This window comes from Nocardiopsis tropica, assembly GCF_042660575.1.
In the GTDB taxonomy this organism is placed as follows: Bacteria; Actinomycetota; Actinomycetes; order Streptosporangiales; family Streptosporangiaceae; genus Nocardiopsis; species Nocardiopsis tropica.
The window spans coordinates 94,977-112,390 of record NZ_JBHSUF010000014.1; the positions used below are offsets into that span (position 1 = coordinate 94,977).

Sequence of the window (17,414 nt, forward strand, 5' to 3'; positions counted from 1 at the left end):
CGGAAAGGCCGGGTTCCGGTGGGATCCGATTCAGGTGCAGCCGCGTGTCCCCGGCACCGGACGTTCCACCGTAGGGTGTGCGCACCCCCGGCGCTTTCGGCGCCACCGTCCCCTGGAGGGCATCGTGCGCAGACTCGCGCCGTGGACCGCACTCACCCTCGTGCTCGCCCTCATCGTCCTCGCAGTCGGCGCCAGGTACCTGCTCGTACCGGCGAACCGGCCTTTCGAGTACGGCGACGGGATCAGGCTGCAACTCCTGAGCATCTCCCACGAGGACGTCGGCGGAGAGGAAAGGGTCACGTGGGAGGTGAGCCTCCTCAACGGGACGGACGAGCCCTTGGACCTGAACCTCGCCTCGACGTGCCGCTATGCCGCGTCACTCCAGGAATCAGGTTCCTCCGCCCTTGCCGAGAGAGGTGGCGAGAGGGTCTCTCTCCCGGCACACCTGGCCACGGGTGTCACGGACTCCTGCCCCTCACCGGAGTCGGGCCGATGGTGGGCCTACACCCTCACCCTGGAGGACAACACGGGCGAGAGCAGCTCCCGCACCGTCACCTTCATGGGCAGGGCCCACTGAAACCGCTGAGCAGGGCCTGTCCTCCTGCCCGGGACGACGAGGCCGCCCCCGAACCGGAGGAGCTCGTGAAGTCGTGCCGACTCCCGGACTTGAAAAATGAATTTCATTCGGTCAGGCGTGGCTCCTGCAAGAAGGACGATCCGATGAAATAGCCCTCCTCGGCATACGGAAGCACAACCTCGCCTTTCACCATTTTGACCAGGAGTTCACAGACCCCGCCCCGGAACTGCCACCACCGGTCACCGCTTCCCAGCACCACCGTCCAGTCCGCGACGTCCGGATCGAAAAACAGATAGAGAGCCTCCCCGAATACTTCACCGATCCGAAACACGTTGTACGGTTCACGAGAGAGGATCCACGAGGTGCTGACCTTGCGGGATTCCCCCATGAAAGAGTACTCCGGAAAACGGTCCGCGAGATAGTAAACGGCATAGTTTCCCTCTTCGACCACCCTCCTGCGGTCCCAACGCCCCCCATCACCGACGGCGATAAGAAGATAAGCGTCCTCGAGGGTGGACACCACACCGCCGTAGGCTCGCATCAGAGCGACATAGTCGCGGGGAAGCTCCCTCCCGAGAACTCGCTGCACCGGTTCGGGATCGAACATGGCATCGGGACTCGGCGGGCCGATCATCCCGCTGACCTCGGTGAAATACTCTTCATTCCATCTGGCTGGTTCCAAGAGAAGTGAACCTCACGCACACTCGGCTGGCACTCGACGATGACGCACATCGGTCTTCCGCAGGGAAAAGCCGGATCACCTGGGGGAAAGTGTTGCACGAGGCCCTGGCAGGCGCCTCAGTCGCTCCGGGCGAGCGGCTCGGGACCGGCGTCGAGTGCGTCGAGCACTGCGTCGCCGTTCTCCATCGCCCACAGGGCTCGGGCGGATGCCCCTGGGGCGGGCCGCACCACCGACAGCAGGCGAATCACCACACCCGGGAACGGGGTGGGAGAACCCCGGTGGGCAGACCGTCATCCACCTTGCGCCCCTTCCTCGGCGTAGGGCGTGAAGAGCGCGTCGCGGTCCGTCCACGACCCGTCGAGCAGCTCACTTCGCACCTCGCCCCGGACGAGTCCCAGGAGGAGGTCGGTGGTGGGCAGGTCGTGCTTCTCCCACACGTCGCCGTCGCGATCCGAGACCCGGACCGGGTACGCCTCGGCCGCCGTCCCGGGTGAGACCTGCCAGTAGAGCGTGACCCCCGTGCCGGTCGAGGCCCAGGGCAACAGCCTGGAACCGGGGTGGAGATCGTCGGGCGGCCCCACGACCTCGTCCTCGAACAGGTCCTGGAGCTGTTCGAACTCCAGTCCCGACCGTTCGAGGTCGACGTGCTGAAGACCGGGGCCGGGCGCCGGAACGTAGAGCCTCACGAAACCGAGCCACAGTCCGCCGCCCCCGGCGTCGAGAAGCTCGCGGTAGTCCTGCGGCACGGACGCCCCGAGCCGATACTCGACCTGTCCCCAGTCGAACGGGCCGGCCGGCGGTGCGGGACGTGCCGTTTCGATCAGCTGCTGGGCACTGGCTGTCATACGGGTGCATTCCTCGGTATCGCCGGTCCGGGTCCGATCTGCCCGAGCCGGGTCCCGTCCGCATTCCGGTCGAACTCCGTTTTTCCCCGGCACCGGCCGTACCGGGCTCGTCCCCGAGCGTGGCGTCGTGGTCGGCCGCGCGTACCTGTCCGGATCAGGTGGTCGGGGCGTGCGCGCACTCGCCGTCGGACTGCTTCGTCATTCCGACCACAACAATATCGCCCGAGGCCACCCGGCCCCCACCGCATCCGGCCTGTCCCCTGGCGCCTCCGGAGATCACCGCAGCTGCCGCCCTGTTCCTCCTGAGACGCCCCGGCCCGAAGACGTGAGAAAAACCCACCGATGAACGGACGGCCACAACGGTGCCGCGGAAAATTCAGATTTGATCAAAGGCCTGGTGGAAGCACTCCCGAATCAGCCTTTCCCGCAGAATGGATTTGACCTCCCGGTCAGGGCGAAGGTAGGTTCCACATCGCCGAGCCATTGCAGCTGGGCACTCCTTGATGCCTTCATTCCACTACCCGGCAGTCGCACCGAGCGATCTCCCCGTGAATCACGATCCACCGAGAGAAAGGCTGGTGCACAGGGTGCCCTCCCCTGACACCGAAGAAGTGGTGCGCCCCGGAAGGATCAACCCGCCGGCCCTGCTCAAAGCGCGGAGGGAATGGGTCTTCTTCGGCACCCTGTGGAAGTCGCACCCCGGGTTGACCGCCCTGTGGTGGGCGCTGATCCTTCTTCAGGGCGTTCTTCCCGCCGGCTTCGTCGTGGCGGTCGGAGCACTCGTCGGCGCCATCGCCGACAGCGCCCCGTTGGTCCCTCCGCTGGTCCTGATCGGCACCGTCTTCGTCCTGATGCAGCTCCTGACACCCCTGCACACCCAGGTCGGCTCCCTCCTGGGAGAGCACGTCTCCGACCGTCTGCACGATCGGCTGCTCGTCGCCGCGGGCGCCCCCGAAGGGGTCGCGCACCTGGAGAACCGTGCGCACATGGACGAGCTGGCCGCTGCCCGGGACTTCGACCTCGGCATGACCGGTCCGCCCCTGCACCTGTCGATGGGCTTCATCGCCGGCGGCCTGGTGGAGGCGGTCTCCGGCCTGGCGCAGGCGGTGGTCCTGGCCGCCTACGCGTGGTGGGCGCCGCTCCTGGTGGGAGGCGCCTGGCTCTCCACCCACTGGCTGCTCCGCGAGAGCACCCGGTGGGACCGCCACGCGGGGGAGGTCCTGGACGCCCAGCGCCGCGCCGAGTACTCCTACCGGCTGGCGGTGGACTCCCCCGCCGCCAAGGAGATCCGACTGTTCGGCCTCGCGAGCTGGCTGACGGACCGCTTCGCCGCGGAACGCCGGACCCTGGTCGAGCTGCGGTGGCACACCACCCGGCTGCGGCAGAGGCCCATGCGCTGGGCCGTGGTGGTCCTGACGGTGTCGGGAGGACTGTTCTTCTGGTCCCTGGGACGGGACGCCGCCTCGGGAGCCGTCGACCTGGGCCAGGTGAGCACCTTCGCCTACGCGGCGGTGGGGGCCGGCGCACTGGCCTTCGGCGGGTTGAACTGGGCCCTGTCCCTGGCCGCCGACGGGGTCGCGTCGGTGCTGCGCGTGGAGAGGACGATGTCGTCGAGCGCCGAAGCCCGCAGCGTGGTCTCCGGCAGGGCCCCCGCAGAGGGGATGCCGGCGGCGGAGATCAGGTTCCGGGACGTGACCTTCGCCTATCCGGGCATGTCCGCGCCGGTCCTCGACGGCCTGGACCTCACCGTCCCGGCCGGGAGCTCGCTGGCCGTGGTCGGGGTGAACGGCGCCGGGAAGTCGACCCTGGTCAAGCTCCTGTGCCGCCTCTACGACCCGGTCTCGGGAACGATCGAGGTCGACGGCACCGATCTCCGGGACCTGGACCTGGAGTCGTGGCGCCGCCGGATCAGCGCGGTCTTCCAGGACTTCATCCGCTACGAGCTCTCGCTCGCGGACAACGTGGCCGCACCGGGCGCCACGCCCGAGGAGGTTCTCGAAGCCCTGGCCGCCGCCGGCGCCGCGGATCTGCGCGACCTCGACCGGGTCCTCTCCCCCGGATACGAGAACGGCACCGACCTCTCCGGAGGGCAGTGGCAGCGCGTCGCCCTCGCCCGGGTGCTGTGCTCCGTGAGCACGGGAGCCGGAGTGGTCGTCCTCGACGAGCCCACGGCCCAGTTGGACGTACGCGGCGAGGCCGAGGTCTTCGACCGTGTCCTGGAGGCCACCCGGGGGTGCACGACCGTGCTCATCTCCCACCGCTTCTCCACGGTCCGCCGCGCCGACCGGATCTGCGTCGTGGACCGGGGCAGGGTCGTGGAGCTCGGGAGCCACGACGAACTCATGGCCCTCGGGGGCGCCTACAAGCGGCTCTTCCAGCTCCAGGCCGCACGGTTCGACGACGACCAGGACGGAGCCGACAGTGCCGGCTGAGGACCACCCCCTGCCCTCGTCCTGGCGGGGCCTGGGCCGCACGCTGCGCCTGGGCTGGACCGCCTCCCCCGGACTCATCGCCGTCGCGTTCGCCACGACGATCGCCGCCGCCCTCCCCGACGTCCTGATCGCCGCCGCCCTGGCCCTGCTCGCGGACACGGTGCTGTCCGGGGAGCAGGTCGGCGTGATCTTCGCCGCCGTGCTCCTGGGCGCGCTGGCGGTCATGAGCTGGCTGCTGCGCCTGCTGAGCGAGCGGGCCAACCGCCGCTTCGCCGACCGCACGGGTGTGTTCATGGAAGCGCACGTGGTCCGGCTCCAGAGCGGCCTCCCCTCCCTGGAGCACCACGAACGCCCCTCCTACGTCGACCGCGTCCAGCTCGTCCGCGACCACGCGGACACGTTGAGCAAGGTCTACCAGGAGTTGTTCCAGGTGGTCGGCGCCGTCCTGCGCCTGATCCTGACCATGGCCCTGCTGATGACCGTCCATCCCCTGCTGGGGCTGCTGGGACTCTTCGCGGTGCCCACCGCCGCGGTCTCCCACTGGCGGGGAGGGGCGGAGCACGCGCTGGAGGAGAGGCTCGGACACCACGAGCGCCTGGCGCGGCACTTCTTCCTGCTGGGCACGAACGCCTCCCCCGGGCGTGAGCTGCGTGTCGCCCGCGCGGGGGAACGGGTCCGTCGAGGGCGCCACGAGGCTTGGGCCGCACGGCACCGCGCCATGGCCCGGGCCCGCTGGACGACCACGCTGTGGCAGACGGCGGCGCTCACGGTCTTCGGCTGCGCGTTCACGGGCTCCGTCGCCGGGGTGGCGCTGAACGGCGGCTCGGCGGCCGAGGTCGTCCTCCTCCTCACCGCCGGCGGCCGTCTGGCCCAGTACCTCGGCCAGACGCTCAGCCAGGTCCACTTTCTCCGCACGATCTGGCTGGAGGGAGGACGCCGACTGCTGTGGCTGGAGGAGCTGGCCTCCATGGCGGCCGAACGGAGCCCGGCCCCTCCGCCGGAACGGATGAGGTCCGGCATCGCCCTGGACGCGGTCTCGTTCACCTACCCCGGGACGGACCGGCGGGTTCTGGAGGACGTCACGCTCCACCTGCCGGCAGGATCCGTGGTTGCGGTCGTCGGCGAGAACGGAGCGGGCAAGTCCACGCTGGTCAAGCTCCTGGCGAAGATGTACGAGCCCGACTCCGGGAGGATCCTGATCGACGGGGTCCCCCTGGCCGACATGCCTGCCGACGCGTGGCGTGAACGGCTCTCGGGAGCCTTCCAGGACTTCGCCCGCTTCGAGTACCCGCTGCGTCTGTCCATCGGGGTGGGTGACCTGGCCGGGGCCGGGGAGGGCGGGGCCGTGGACCGGGCCGTCGTGCGCGCCGACGCCGGCGCCCTGGTCGACCGGCTCGACCGGGGGCTGGACACCCAGCTCGGCAGTGCCTGGGCCGGTGGGGCCGAGCTGTCCGAGGGGCAGTGGCAGAAGGTCGCGCTCGCCCGCGGCTACATGCGCGACCAACCTCTGCTCCTGCTCCTGGACGAGCCCGCCTCCGCCCTGGACGCCGAGACCGAGCACCTGCTGTTCGAGCGGTACGCGGAACGCGCCCGAGCCCTCAAGGACCGGGGCCGCGTCACGCTCCTGGTCTCGCACCGCTTCTCCACCGTGCGCACGGCCGACCTCGTCGTCGTCATGGACGGGGCGCGGGTGATCGAGCAGGGCACCCATGCCGAGCTCATGGAGCTCGGCGGACGCTACGCCGAGCTGTACGGGATCCAGGACCGCGCCTACCGCGTCGAGGGGTGATCCCGCCGAGACCGAGTAGCCCCCTCACCGGCGGTGCTACCCCGCTGCCTCCGGCGCTCCGATGACCACGGCGCCGCGGTGGCCACCCCGCTCCACCGCCGCCATCGCGTCGAGCGAGGCGTCGGGCACGGGCAGCAGGTGGGCGTCGACCCAGGTGTCGCCGGTGGTGTCGTTGGTCCACGGGTCCTCGATCACGACGGCGCCGGGTACGGCGCCGTGGCAGAGGACCCAGTGCGGCACGTCGAAGCCCAGCATCGCGGCCAGGGAGAGCAGGAGCAGGACGCGGTCGCCCCGGCCGACCGCGCCGCGGAGCTCGGACAGGGTGAGGCGGTGCGGGTCGATCGGGACCCCGGCCCGGGCCGCGTCCGTCCGCGACGCCTGCTGGAGGAGGGCGCGCCACTCCTGTTCGGCCCCGGTGTAGGAGTCGAGGAGGACGGGCCGGTCCGTGTCGAGGAAGACGGTGACGGGCGAGGCCGGCCAGGTCCGGTGCACGGCCACGCCCAGGCCGACGGGTTCGCAGGCGGGGAAGTTGGTGGCGCCGCGCCACAGCGTGAGCTCCGCCGTGCGGTCGAGGGAGTCGCGGGGCACCGCCCCCGCCTGGACCTGGGCGACCAGGGCGACGACGGCGCCGCAGGTGAAGTTCGTGGACTGGCGGTGGTACGGAGGCTCCGCCGTCCCGTCACCGCCCCCGTCCAGCCAGCGCACGTAGCCCGCGGGCGGGCGGGCGGCGCCGTCCGCCGTCCCGCGCGGGGCCTCCATCGGGGTGAAGCCGAGTGCGGCGGCGTCCGCGGCGTGGGCCGTCCACCCCTCCCACTTGACCTGCACGAGCCCTTGGTCGCGGGCGTGGGCGAGGACCGCCTCCACGGCGGCGGGGACGTCGCCGACGGCGTCGACGATCTTGGTGTAGGCGGTCTGCGGGCGCGCGGTCACCAGCGCGGCGCCGGCCCAGCCCTCTCCTGCGGCGTCGGGAACGGCCACGATCCGGGGCGCGTGGTTCGAGCGGTCGACCGCTTCCCAGCGCTCCAGGACCGTGCCGGGCGCGATCCGCTCCAGCTGCGCGGGCCGGGCCGCGGGGTCGAACGGGAGGACGGCGCCGCGGGCGGACGCGTCGGGGCGGCTGGATGGCATCGGGGTCTCCTCGTGGGGTGCGGGCTGCGGGGGCTCAGATGTGGGAGCGGCGCAGCAGCCAGATGAGGTAGGGGGCTCCGACCAGGGCGATCATGAGCCCGGCCGGCATCTGGGAGGGGGCGATGAGCGTCCGGCCGAGGGTGTCGGCGACGCAGACCAGCAGTCCTCCGAGCACGATCGCGACGGGGATGCTGCGCCCGTGCCGGGCGCCGACCAGTGCGCGGGCCAGGTGGGGCGCCACCAGCCCGACGAAGCCGACGACCCCGACCGCGACCACGCTGACGGCCGCGAGGAGCGCGGCGACGCTGAGCAGCGCCAGCCGCGTCCGCCCCACCCGCATGCCGAGGATGCGGGGGGTGTCCTCGTCGACGGCGATCAGGTCGAGGTGGCGGGCCAGGCCGATGACCAGCGGCGCCGCGACGAGGAGCACCACGGCGACCGGTACGACGTCGGGGAAGGTGCGCCCGTAGGTCGTCCCGGAGAGCCACGTGAAGATGCGCGGGGTCTGCCAGGGGTCGGCGCGCAGGAGGAGGAAGGTGGTGAGGGCGCTGAGGCTGTAGCCGAGCCCGATGCCGATGAGGACGAAACGGTCTGGGCGCAGTGCGCCCCTCCAGGCCAGGGCGGCGATCACGGCGAAGGTGGCCAGGCCGGTGAGGATCGCCATGGTGACGAGGGAGGGCAGGCCGCTGCCCGCGGCGGAGGTCACGACGATGACCGCGCCCAGGCCGGCCCCGGCGGTGATGCCGAGCAGGCCAGGTTCCGCGAGGGGGTTGCGCACGGTGCTCTGGACGAGGCTGCCCGCCAGGGCGAGCGCCGCGCCGGCGAGGACGGCGGCGGCCACGCGGGGGACCCGTTCGTCGAGGGCGCGGCCGATGAGGTCGGGGGCGGTTCCCTGGAGCCAGAGGGCGATGTCGCCGGTGCGCAGCCACAGGCTGCCGGCGAGCACGCCGACGAGGACGGCCGCGACGAGCAGGACCGCCGCGGTGAGGAGGACGCCGAGGAAGCGTCGGCGGGTGCGCGTCCCGGCCCTGGCGCCGGGCGGTCGGCGGACGGGGCCCGCGTCGCGCAGGCGCAGGGCGAGGACGACGATGAGGAGGCCGCCGAGCACGGCCGTGGGCACGCCCGTGGGGATGGAGGCGGCGCCCTCGGCGCCGAGCACGGCGCGCAGGGAGGCGTCGGCGAACAGGACCAGGAGTGCGCCGAGGAGTCCGGAGACGGTGACGAGGAGGAGGTGGCGGCGCAGGGAGGGGATCCGTCCGGCGATCAGGCGCGCGAGCACGGGGGCGGCCAGGCCGATGAAGGCGATCGGCCCGGCCAGTGTGACGGACACTCCGGTGAGGAGCACGGCGCAGAGCACGGCGATGGTCCGGGTCGAGCGCAGGGGCACGCCGAGCGACGCGGCGGTGTCGTCGCCCAGGCCGAGCACGTCCAGCCGCCGGCTCAGCAGCAGCGCGACGGCCAGCACCGCGACGATGACCGGCATGGCGCGCAGGGACGCGTCGATGTTGAGCTGGACGAGGGAGCCGTTCCCCCAGGCGTAGAGGCCGGTGGTGTTCTCCTTGAACAGGATGAGCATCATGGCGGTGGCCGCGTCCAGGGCCATCGCCATGGCCGAGCCGGCCAGGATGAGCCGCGTCGTGGCCGTTCCGGCGGCGTGGCCGGCGATTCCCAGGACGAGGGCGGCGGCGAGCAGGCCGCCGGTGAAGGCGACCAGGCCGGAGGCCCACAGCGGGACGGCGATACCGAAGGCGGCGACGGCGGTGAGCGCGAAGTAGGAACCGGCCGTGACGGCGAGGGTGTCGGGTGAGGCGAGCGCGTTGCGCGTGATCGACTGCAGCAGTGCTCCGGCGACGCCGAGGGCGAAGCCCACGGCCACGCCGGCGAACAGGCGCGGGAGGCGCGAGCCGGTGAGCACGTCGCCGACCGGCACCCCGTCGACGTCCTCGCGCTCGCCGAGCGCGTAGCGCGCCAGGTCCCACCAGCCCACGCCGGAGGTGCCCTGGGTGAGGTGCCACAGGCCCACGGCGAGGATCGCGGCGGTGAGGGTCGCGGCGACCGCCGCCCCGGCGGTGCTGCCGCGCATGCCGATGCGCGGCAGCGGGGACCGCCGGGGCGGGGCCTGGAGTGTTCCGCTCATCCCTGGGTGAGCGCGTCGACGAAGCCGTCGATCGCCTGCTCCGTCGAACGCGGGCCGCCGGCGCCCCAGATCCGCGGGGGGAAGGCGTGCGCGCGTTCCTCCTCGACGGCGGGGAGGGAGGTCCAGATGGGGTTCTTCTCCAGCTCCTCGACGTAGCCGCCGACGCCTTCGTCGTTGGCGTAGAAGAGGTTGGCCTCGCCCACGGCGGTGAGGCCCTCGACATCGGTCTGCGCGAGGCCGTAGGAGGGGTTGACGCCGCCGTCGCCGTAGGCCTCGTTGATCTCGTCCGTCCAGACGGGCGTCATGCCGAGCTCTTCGCCGAGCGCGGTGAACAGCGCGCCCTCGCCGTAGGGGCGGATGGTGAGGTTGCCGCCCTGGAGCCACCCGTCGAAGTAGAGGAAGTCCGTGGTGGGCAGGTCGAGGGCGGCCACCTGCTCCTTGGCGTCGGCGAGGTGGTCGTCGAACCTCTGGAGCTCCTGCTCGGCGCGCTCGGAGCGGCCGGTGGCCTCGCCGATCATCCCGAAGACGTCGCGCATGTTCCCGATGGGGTCGGCCGGGTCGGCGCCCAGGGTGGCGAGGACGGGCACGCCGCGCTCCTCGAGCTGGGCGATGATCTCGTCGTCGGCGCTGAAGGCCTCCACGACGACCAGGTCGGGGTTCTGCGCGTAGAGGGTGTCGAGGTCGGGTTCCTCGCGGCTGCCGATGTCGGTGACGCCCTCGGGCAGTTCCTCGGCGCTCACCCAGGTGCTGTAGCCCTCGGTGTCGGAGACGGCCACGGGGGTGACGCACAGGGTGAGGGCGTCCTCGACCTGCTGCCATTCCAGGACGGCGATGCGTTCGGCGGGCTTGTCGAGCTCGACCTGCCGGCCGACGCCGTCGGTGAGGGAGACCGGGTCGGTGGAGGTGGCCGTGGTGTCGTCGGCGCAGCTCTCGGAGGCGGGTGCGGCGACGGCCTCGGGTTCGGCCTCCTCGACGCTGGTGGTGCCGCATGCTGTCGCGGCGAGGACGGCGGCGGCGGAGGCCGCGGCCGCGAGGTGGCGGAGACGGGTCATCGGTGGTTCTCTCTGCTCTGTTCCTGTGTGCTCGGGTGGTCCGAGGCGGTGGTGCGGGCGCGGGCCGTGTGCCGGCCCACCGGGTCGATGCGGAGCCGGCCGGTCCGGGGGTCCTGGACGACCTCGACCCGGATGCCGTAGACCTCGCTGAGGTTCGGGGTGGTGAGGACCTCGGCCGGGTCGCCCGCGGCGCGGACGCGGCCGGCGCTCAGCAGGAGCAGCGTGTCGGCGATGCGGGCCGCGTGGTCGAGGTCGTGCAGGACGACGCCGACGGCGACGCCGTGGTCCTCGGCGAGGTCGCGGATCAGGTCGAGGGTCTCGATCTGGTAGCGCAGGTCGAGATGGTTGGTGGGCTCGTCGAGCAGGACGACGCCGGTGTTCTGGGCCAGGCAGGCGGCGAGCCAGACGCGCTGCATCTCCCCGCCGGAGAGCTCTCCGGCGGCCCGGTCGGCCATGTCCCGCACGCCGGTGGCGCTCATGGCGTGGTCGATCGCGCGGCGGTCCTCGGCGGAGAGGCCGGCGAAGCCGCGCCGGTAGGGGTGGCGTCCGAAGGCGACGACCTCGCTGACCGCCAGCCCCTCGGGGGTGGGGCGGGACTGGGAGAAGAGGGTGACCTCCCTGGCGAAGCGGCGTGCGCTGAGCAGGGACACCGGGCGCTCGGGCTGCCCGTCGCGGCCGCCGAGGGTGACGTGGCCGTCGTCGATGCGGTGGAGTCGGGCGAGCGAGCGCAGGAGCGTCGACTTGCCGCTGCCGTTGGGTCCGACCAGGGCGGTCACGCGGCCGGGCTCCAGGGTGAGGGAGGCTCCGTGGACGACCGTGGACCTGCCGTAGCTCAGGACCAGCTGTTCCCCGCTCAGGGCGTGTGCGCGCGTCACGGCGCTGTGCGCGTCGCGCGCGCCGGGGTCCCGGCGGCCGCGGTGGAGGAGGGCCGCGGCAGGGCACGGGCGACGCCGGGGGCGGTGTGCGCGGGCCCCGTGAGCAGCGGGTTCGGCCGTGCGCACGCGAGCCCGCCCGAGGAGGAGATTAGGTTAGCCTTCACTCACTCAGGATAGGTACGGCTGCTCCGCGCCTGCAATCAGGACTTCCGGACTCCGGATACGGAATTCCGGTCAGCGGTTGCGCGGGGCGTGCCGAAGTACGTCCCCGGGGTGGTGCCCATCACGCGCCGGAAAGCGTCGATGAACGTGCTGGTCTGGGCGTATCCGAGGCGCTCGGAGGCGTCCTGCACCTCGCACCCCTCGCTGAGCAGCGTGAGCGCCCGGTGGATGCGCAGTGACTGTCGCCACTGCGCGAACGACAGCCCGGTGGCGGTGCGGAAGGCGCGGCTGATCGTGCGGGGGCTGACCCCCAGGTCGCGCGCCCACTCCTCCAGGGAGCGGTCGTCGGCGGGGTCGCGCAGCAGGGCCTCGGCGATCACGTCGGCCCGGGGGTCGCCCGGCAGCTGCAGGGCGAGCTGGGGGCGCGAGGGCTCCAGCACGTCGAACACGACCGCCTCGGCCCGTGCCCGCGCCCCGGCGTCGATGTCGGTGCGGGCCAGGTGCAGGAGCAGCGACTCCAGGACCGGGGTCATCGCGATGGCCGTCGGCCCCTCGAAGGCGACCGGTGTGCGGTCCGGGGCGAAGAAGGCGGTGTGGAGTTCGGCCCTGGCCGTCAGCCGGCCGGCGTGCACCTCCCCCGTGGGCACCCACAGCCCGCACCCCTCGGAGACGGTGAAGACGCGGTCGCCGACGCGGGCGGTCATGGCCCCGCAGCGCACCCACACGAGCTCGTGCGCGGGGTGGGCGTGCGGCTCCCACTCCGTGGGGGCGCCCGGGACGTGCGACTCCGCGATGATGACGAAGGGCGCGTCGGCGCCTCCCGGGAGCGGGGCGGCCTGCTTCACCAGGGTGCTCGGCTCACGCCGCCAGGCCCCCAGGCCCGCGCCCTCGCCGGGGGGCGGGGGCGGCCCGGAGGGGGGACGGCGTCCGGACGGGTCCGCCCCGGTCGCGCTCACGGGCGGCACGCCCGGCGGTCCGCCGGAGGCACCCGCCGGGCGGCACGGCGCGGAGGGGCCTCGGTCGCGGGGCGCGTCTGCGGCGGGGTCGCCCGGAGAGCGCCGTGGCGGGCGCGGCGGCGCGACCGATCCCGGTGGGCACGGGCGGTGCGCCCCGGGAACGGAGAGATGGACGGCATGTCCCTATTGTCGCAGGCGGCGCCGGGTGCGGCGTTCGGAGTGGCGCAGCGGCGGGCGGTCGTCCCGCGGGGCTCGCGGAGGCGGCACGCGAGCCCCACGGGCTTCCCGCGGCCACGGCGGGCGCGTCCCGGCGCCGGCGCGAGGCCCTGTCCCCTATCCCTGGAGTTCCTTCAGACCCCGGCTGATGCGGATGCAGGCCAGCACGCCCGCCACCACTCCGACCGCGACGAGGACGAGCGCCGCCCGCGCGACGGCGTCGGGCTCCCCCGCGACCGCCGCCTTGAGCATGGTCACCGCCCAGTAGCCGGGGGAGGCGGGCGCGACGGTCTGCGCCCAGGCGGGCATCATCGTGATCGGGGTCAGCGCTCCGCCCAGCGCGCTCACCGTCAGCGCACCGACGTCGCAGACGGCCGCGAGTTCGCCGTGGCTGCGCACCACGCCGGCCAGGGCCACGCCGATGGCCAGCAGGGCGAAGGACCACACGCAGACCGCCGACAGGATCAGCGCGAAGGAGCCGGTGACGGGCATGTCCACGACCTGGGCCCCGAAGACGATGAGGACCGTCTGCTGCACGACCAGCAGCACGAAGACGGGCAGCGCCTTGCCGATGAGCATCTCCACGACCGAGACCGGGGTGACCCGCATCCGGTTCCAGGTGCGCCATGTGCGTTCGGTCAGCAAGGCGGTGCCCACGACGGACAGGGAGAGCACGGAGAACATCACCAGCATGCCGATGACCGCCTGGGCCTCGCCGCCCCGGGGAAGCGCGGCCCTGTAGAGCGGGCTGAAGACGAGCATGAGCACCATCGGCATGACCAGGTAGCTGATCAGGTGGCCTGGGTCGCGCAACCGGAGTGTGGTGTTGTGGCCGACCAGCAGGGCCAGGCGGCGGGGAAGGTCAGTGCGCACGGGCCACCGCCCGGTAGAGGTCGTCGAGGGTGGGCCGGCGCAGGTCCACCGAACGCACGGGCTTGGTGGCCTCGACCAGCATCGTGGCCAGGGTGGCGGCGGGATCGGTCGTGGGGACGCGCATCTCCTCGTCGTCGAAGGTGAGGCGGACCTCTCCGGGGAGTCCGTGGAGCAGCTCACCGGCCTCGCCCCTGGCGATGACCCGCCCGTGGCGGGCGACGGCGATGCTGGCCCCCAGGTCGGTGAGCTCGGGAAGGTAGTGGGTGGTGTAGACGACCGTCGCCCCGGTCCGGGCGCGGTCGCGTACGACCTCCAACAGGGACTGGCGGGTCTCGGGATCCACACCCGCGGTGGGTTCGTCCAGGAGGAGGAGCGCGGGCCTGTGGACCATGGCGGCGGCGGCCTGGACCCGGCGCTGCTGGCCGCCGGAGAGGACCCCGACCCTGCGGTCGAGGAAGCCGGTGATCCGGAGGGCCTCGGCGATCTCGGTGACGGCCCGGCCGAGCTCGCGCCGGCGCAACCCCTGCAGTCCCCCGAACAGCCGCAGGGTCTCACGGGGGGTGACCGTCGGGTACAGCGCGAGGTGCTGGGGTGCGAGCCCGAGGAGGCGGCGTGCGGCGCCGGGGGCCTTGCCGTCGACAAGGACCCGCCCGCCGTCGGGGCGCAGAAGCCCGGAGACGATGTTGGCGAAGGTGGTCTTGCCGGCCCCGTTGTGCCCGACGAGCCCGACGATCTCACCAGGCCGGGCGACCAGGGTGAAATCGTCCAGAGCGTTGACCGGCCCGTACCCCTTCACCAGCCCTAATGCCTCCAACATGCCACGACCACCCATTCTGTTCACTGTATAGAAACATTGTCTATGGTGTAAAGTATGGCCATGGGAAAGATAAATCAAGAAAGACGGGAAGAGATCCTCTCCGCCGCTCTGCGCATCGCCGAGAACGGAGGTCTCGCAGCCCTGTCGATGCGTGCGATCGGGGCCGAGGTCGGCTTGACGCCGATGGCCCTGTACGGCTACTTCGCGAGCAAGGACGAGCTGTTGGACTGGCTGGTCGGCCGAGTCCTGCAAGAGGTGCCCCTGCCCGATCCGGAGGCGGACTGGCGCGAGCGGCTGCTCGCGTGCGCCCGTGGGGCCAGAGCCGCGGCGCACCGGTACCCGCGAACGTTCTCGGTGCTCCTGAACAGGCCCGTGGTGCTGCCGGAGGCGATGCGCGTGGTGGATCCCCTGTACGGCGCCCTCATGGACGCGGGGATCCCCCACGGGCGGGTGGCGGGCTGGGAGCGGATGTTCAGCACGTTCGTGCTGGGCTTCGCCGTCTCGGAGGTGAGCGGACGCTTCGGGGAGGGGAACCTCGGGACCCGGGAGCGGCGTGAGCGCCTGGACCCCCGGGAGCTGCCGGCGCACCACCGCCTGGGAGAGGTGCTGGACCTGCCGGTCGACTGGGACGCGGAGTTCGAGGAGGGACTGGCGAGACTGGTGGCGATGGTGGAGGCGGAGGGCACAGGGCCCGCGTGAGGCGCCGGGCGACCGCCGGGACGGGCGGCCGGGGCCGCGCGCTGTCGGCCCGGCTGCGCCGAAGCCGGCGGGCCGGCTCCTCCCGGTGGAGGAGAGTCGGCGGACACCCGTCCGACCGTGTCCGCCCTCACACGGGCCGGCACCGGGGCCTGCGGTAATGTGGACAGTCGTCGTCGCGCCGGCGGACACGGGCCCCGGGGTCTTCCCCTCGTCCCCTCCCGCCCGTGCCCGTCGGCGACCCGGCGGGACCGTTCTCGGCTCCCCGCCGGCCCCGTGCAGCACCTCTTGCGCCGGCAGTGAGACCGGGCGTCGTTCCCGGCGGCCTCCGCGCGCAGCCACGGGCCTTCAGATGCCGGCCGCGGCGTGTCCCGGCCGGTGCTTCCATTCGAGGGGCTTCCTCTACTCCATGTTCTCCACTCTGCGCTCACGCGCGTCCGCGCGAGGCAGACGTTCCGATCCCTGGGTCATGGGCGTGACCAGCGTCTTCATGGTCGTCTTCGTCACCGCGTCCTTGGCCTCCCCCGGTGCGGTGGGGGCCGTCGTCGACGCGGCCTTCGTCTGGTCCGCGCGCTGGTTCGGCGCCTACTGGCAGCTCCTGATGCTGGCCACCTTCGTCGTGATGACGATCCTGGCCTTCTCCCGCTACGGCAGGGTCCGCATGGGCGGAACCTCCTCGCCGGAGTTCGGCAGGTTCACCTGGATCGCGATGATCGTCACCACCCTGCTGGCCGCGGGAGGGGTGTTCTGGGCGGCGGCCGAGCCCATCGCCCACTACGCCTCCCCGCCTCCGCAGTACGCCGACCTGGCGGGCGGGCCGGAGGGCGCGGCCTACGCGCTGGCGCAGAGCTTCGTCCACTGGGGCTTCATCGGCTGGGCGATCGGCGGCGCGCTGGCCACCCTGGTCATGATGCGCGGGGTGGAGAAGGGCATGCCCCTGCGTCCGCGCACCCTGCTGTGGCCGCTCATGGGCGAGCGGGTGCGCACGCACTGGATCGGCGCGGTCGCCGACATCAGCTGCGTGATCGCCGTGATCGCCGGGACCGTGGGGCCCATCGGCTTCCTGGGCCTGCAGATCTCCTACATCTGCAGCCGGTTGTTCGGGCTGCCCGACACCTATCCCGTCCAGGCCCTGATCATCCTGGGCCTGACCGCCGTGTCCGCGGTGTCGGTGCTGAGCGGCCTGCACAAGGGCATCCAGCTGCTGAGCCGGGCCAACGTCTGGGTGGCCCTGGCCCTCATCGCCGCCATCGTCGGCATGGCCTCCCTGCCCTTCGTCCTGGACCTGTTCGTGCAGGCGAGCGTCGTGCACGCGCAGGAGTTCCTGCCGATGGCCCTGTACGGGGGCGACGAGCAGTGGCTCGGGTACTGGACGCTGTTCTTCTTCGGCTGGTTCCTGGGCTTCGGTCCCATGATGGCGGTCTTCTTCGCCCGCATCTCGCGGGGCCGCACCGTGCGCGACATCTACGTCGGCGCGACGGTGGTGCCCTCGGTGGTGACCATGGGCTGGTTCACCGCCCTGGGCGGGACCGGCATCTGGCTGGAGCAGCGCTCGCCCGGAACGATCACGGGCCCCTACAACGAGGACGGCCTGCCCGCCGCGGCGCTGGCCATCCTGGAGGCGCTGCCGCTGACGGGGGCGCTGGGCGTGCTGATGGTGCTCGTGGCGCTGATCTTCCTGGCCTCCACGCTCGACTCGATGTCCTACGCCATCTCGGTCTCCAGCATGCACGCGGGCGAGCCCTCGGGCCTGGTCCGCGCGTTCTGGTGCGTGGGCATGGGCCTGGCCGCGGTCGCGCTGCTCCTGGTCGGGGACGGCGGCATCCAGGCCCTGCAGTCCTTCATCGTGGTGACCGCGGTCCCCGTGGGCCTGGTCATGCTGCCGACGCTGTGGACCACGCACCCGCTGCTGCGCGAGATGGCGGTCGAGCAGGGCATCGTCGCCCCGAGCCGCCCCCCGGGCGGGGACGGGGACGGCGCCGTCCGGGAGCGCGACGAGGAGCCGGTGGCCTGACCGGTCCCGGGTCCGCGGGGGCAGGGGTGCGCCCCTCCCCCGCGGGCCCGACCCGCCGCCCGTGGCCCGTTCCCTGCCGGGGGACACCGCGACCGCACCGCGGCACGCCCCCCCGGAACGGGCGGGTACTCCGATACGGCGTCCGCCGTCCTTCGCACGCCCG

The 17,414-nt window shown here is 72.5% G+C and carries 15 protein-coding genes; 5 read left to right on the plus strand and 10 right to left on the minus strand.

The annotated features are described in order from the left end of the window. The first annotated feature begins 124 nt into the window (after positions 1–124). A complete protein-coding gene (locus tag ACFQBR_RS22515) occupies positions 125–577 on the plus strand; it encodes a hypothetical protein (RefSeq protein ID WP_344177644.1) in 453 nt (150 codons plus the stop codon). 103 nt (positions 578–680) lie between these two features. Here ACFQBR_RS22515 and ACFQBR_RS22520 read toward each other — a convergent pair whose 3' ends face one another. The 3 genes from ACFQBR_RS22520 to ACFQBR_RS22530 all read right to left on the minus strand — a co-directional run bounded on the left by ACFQBR_RS22520 (position 681) and on the right by ACFQBR_RS22530 (position 2,104). Next, a complete protein-coding gene (locus ACFQBR_RS22520) occupies positions 681–1,259 on the minus strand; it encodes a hypothetical protein (RefSeq protein ID WP_344177646.1) in 579 nt (192 codons plus the stop codon). A 116-nt stretch (positions 1,260–1,375) separates the two neighbouring features. Then, positions 1,376–1,510 carry a hypothetical protein gene (locus ACFQBR_RS22525; protein WP_344177649.1) on the minus strand — a complete coding sequence of 45 codons (135 nt, stop codon included), beginning with the start codon at positions 1,508–1,510 and terminating at the stop codon, positions 1,376–1,378. 39 nt (positions 1,511–1,549) lie between these two features. Continuing rightward, positions 1,550–2,104 carry a hypothetical protein gene (locus ACFQBR_RS22530; RefSeq protein WP_344177651.1) on the minus strand — a complete coding sequence of 185 codons (555 nt, stop codon included), beginning with the start codon at positions 2,102–2,104 and terminating at the stop codon, positions 1,550–1,552. A 578-nt stretch (positions 2,105–2,682) separates the two neighbouring features. Between ACFQBR_RS22530 and ACFQBR_RS22535 the strand changes: the two genes are divergently transcribed. Then, positions 2,683–4,536 (plus strand): ABC transporter ATP-binding protein, encoded by a 1,854-nt coding sequence (locus tag ACFQBR_RS22535; RefSeq protein ID WP_378554336.1) that lies wholly within the window; start codon positions 2,683–2,685, stop codon positions 4,534–4,536. Further along, positions 4,526–6,325 (plus strand): ABC transporter ATP-binding protein, encoded by a 1,800-nt coding sequence (locus ACFQBR_RS22540; RefSeq protein ID WP_344177656.1) that lies wholly within the window; start codon positions 4,526–4,528, stop codon positions 6,323–6,325. Before ACFQBR_RS22535 ends, ACFQBR_RS22540 begins: the two co-directional genes overlap by 11 nt. A 36-nt stretch (positions 6,326–6,361) precedes the next feature. On the opposite strand, the gene ACFQBR_RS22545 is transcribed toward ACFQBR_RS22540, so the two are convergent. The 7 genes from ACFQBR_RS22545 to ACFQBR_RS22575 form a co-directional block, all read right to left on the minus strand. Beyond that, positions 6,362–7,453: a peptidase C39 family protein gene (locus tag ACFQBR_RS22545; RefSeq protein WP_344177658.1), complete on the minus strand. Its 1,092-nt coding sequence runs from the start codon at positions 7,451–7,453 to the stop codon at positions 6,362–6,364. 34 nt (positions 7,454–7,487) lie between these two features. Next, positions 7,488–9,590: an iron ABC transporter permease gene (locus ACFQBR_RS22550; RefSeq protein ID WP_344177660.1), complete on the minus strand. Its 2,103-nt coding sequence runs from the start codon at positions 9,588–9,590 to the stop codon at positions 7,488–7,490. Next, on the minus strand, positions 9,587–10,642 hold the full coding sequence (locus ACFQBR_RS22555) for an iron-siderophore ABC transporter substrate-binding protein (RefSeq protein WP_344177663.1): 1,056 nt from the start codon (positions 10,640–10,642) through the stop codon (positions 9,587–9,589). The genes ACFQBR_RS22550 and ACFQBR_RS22555 overlap by 4 nt, the downstream gene beginning before the upstream one ends. Further along, positions 10,639–11,517 carry an ABC transporter ATP-binding protein gene (locus ACFQBR_RS22560; protein ID WP_344177665.1) on the minus strand — a complete coding sequence of 293 codons (879 nt, stop codon included), beginning with the start codon at positions 11,515–11,517 and terminating at the stop codon, positions 10,639–10,641. Before ACFQBR_RS22560 ends, ACFQBR_RS22555 begins: the two co-directional genes overlap by 4 nt. Positions 11,518–11,717: 200 nt before the next feature. Then, a complete protein-coding gene (locus ACFQBR_RS22565) occupies positions 11,718–12,635 on the minus strand; it encodes a helix-turn-helix domain-containing protein (protein ID WP_344177667.1) in 918 nt (305 codons plus the stop codon). A 333-nt stretch (positions 12,636–12,968) separates the two neighbouring features. Next, positions 12,969–13,724, minus strand: coding sequence for an ABC transporter permease (locus ACFQBR_RS22570; protein ID WP_344177669.1), 756 nt, complete (start codon positions 13,722–13,724; stop codon positions 12,969–12,971). Next, a complete protein-coding gene (locus ACFQBR_RS22575) occupies positions 13,714–14,556 on the minus strand; it encodes an ABC transporter ATP-binding protein (protein ID WP_344177671.1) in 843 nt (280 codons plus the stop codon). The genes ACFQBR_RS22570 and ACFQBR_RS22575 overlap by 11 nt, the downstream gene beginning before the upstream one ends. A gap of 39 nt (positions 14,557–14,595) precedes the next feature. On the opposite strand from ACFQBR_RS22575, the gene ACFQBR_RS22580 reads away from it, so the two are divergent. After that, a complete protein-coding gene (locus ACFQBR_RS22580) occupies positions 14,596–15,240 on the plus strand; it encodes a TetR/AcrR family transcriptional regulator (RefSeq protein WP_352985742.1) in 645 nt (214 codons plus the stop codon). Between the two features lie 406 nt (positions 15,241–15,646). Continuing rightward, entirely contained in the window at positions 15,647–17,251 is a 1,605-nt protein-coding gene (locus ACFQBR_RS22585) for a BCCT family transporter (protein WP_344177677.1), read from the plus strand. Positions 17,252–17,414: the final 163 nt, after the last annotated feature.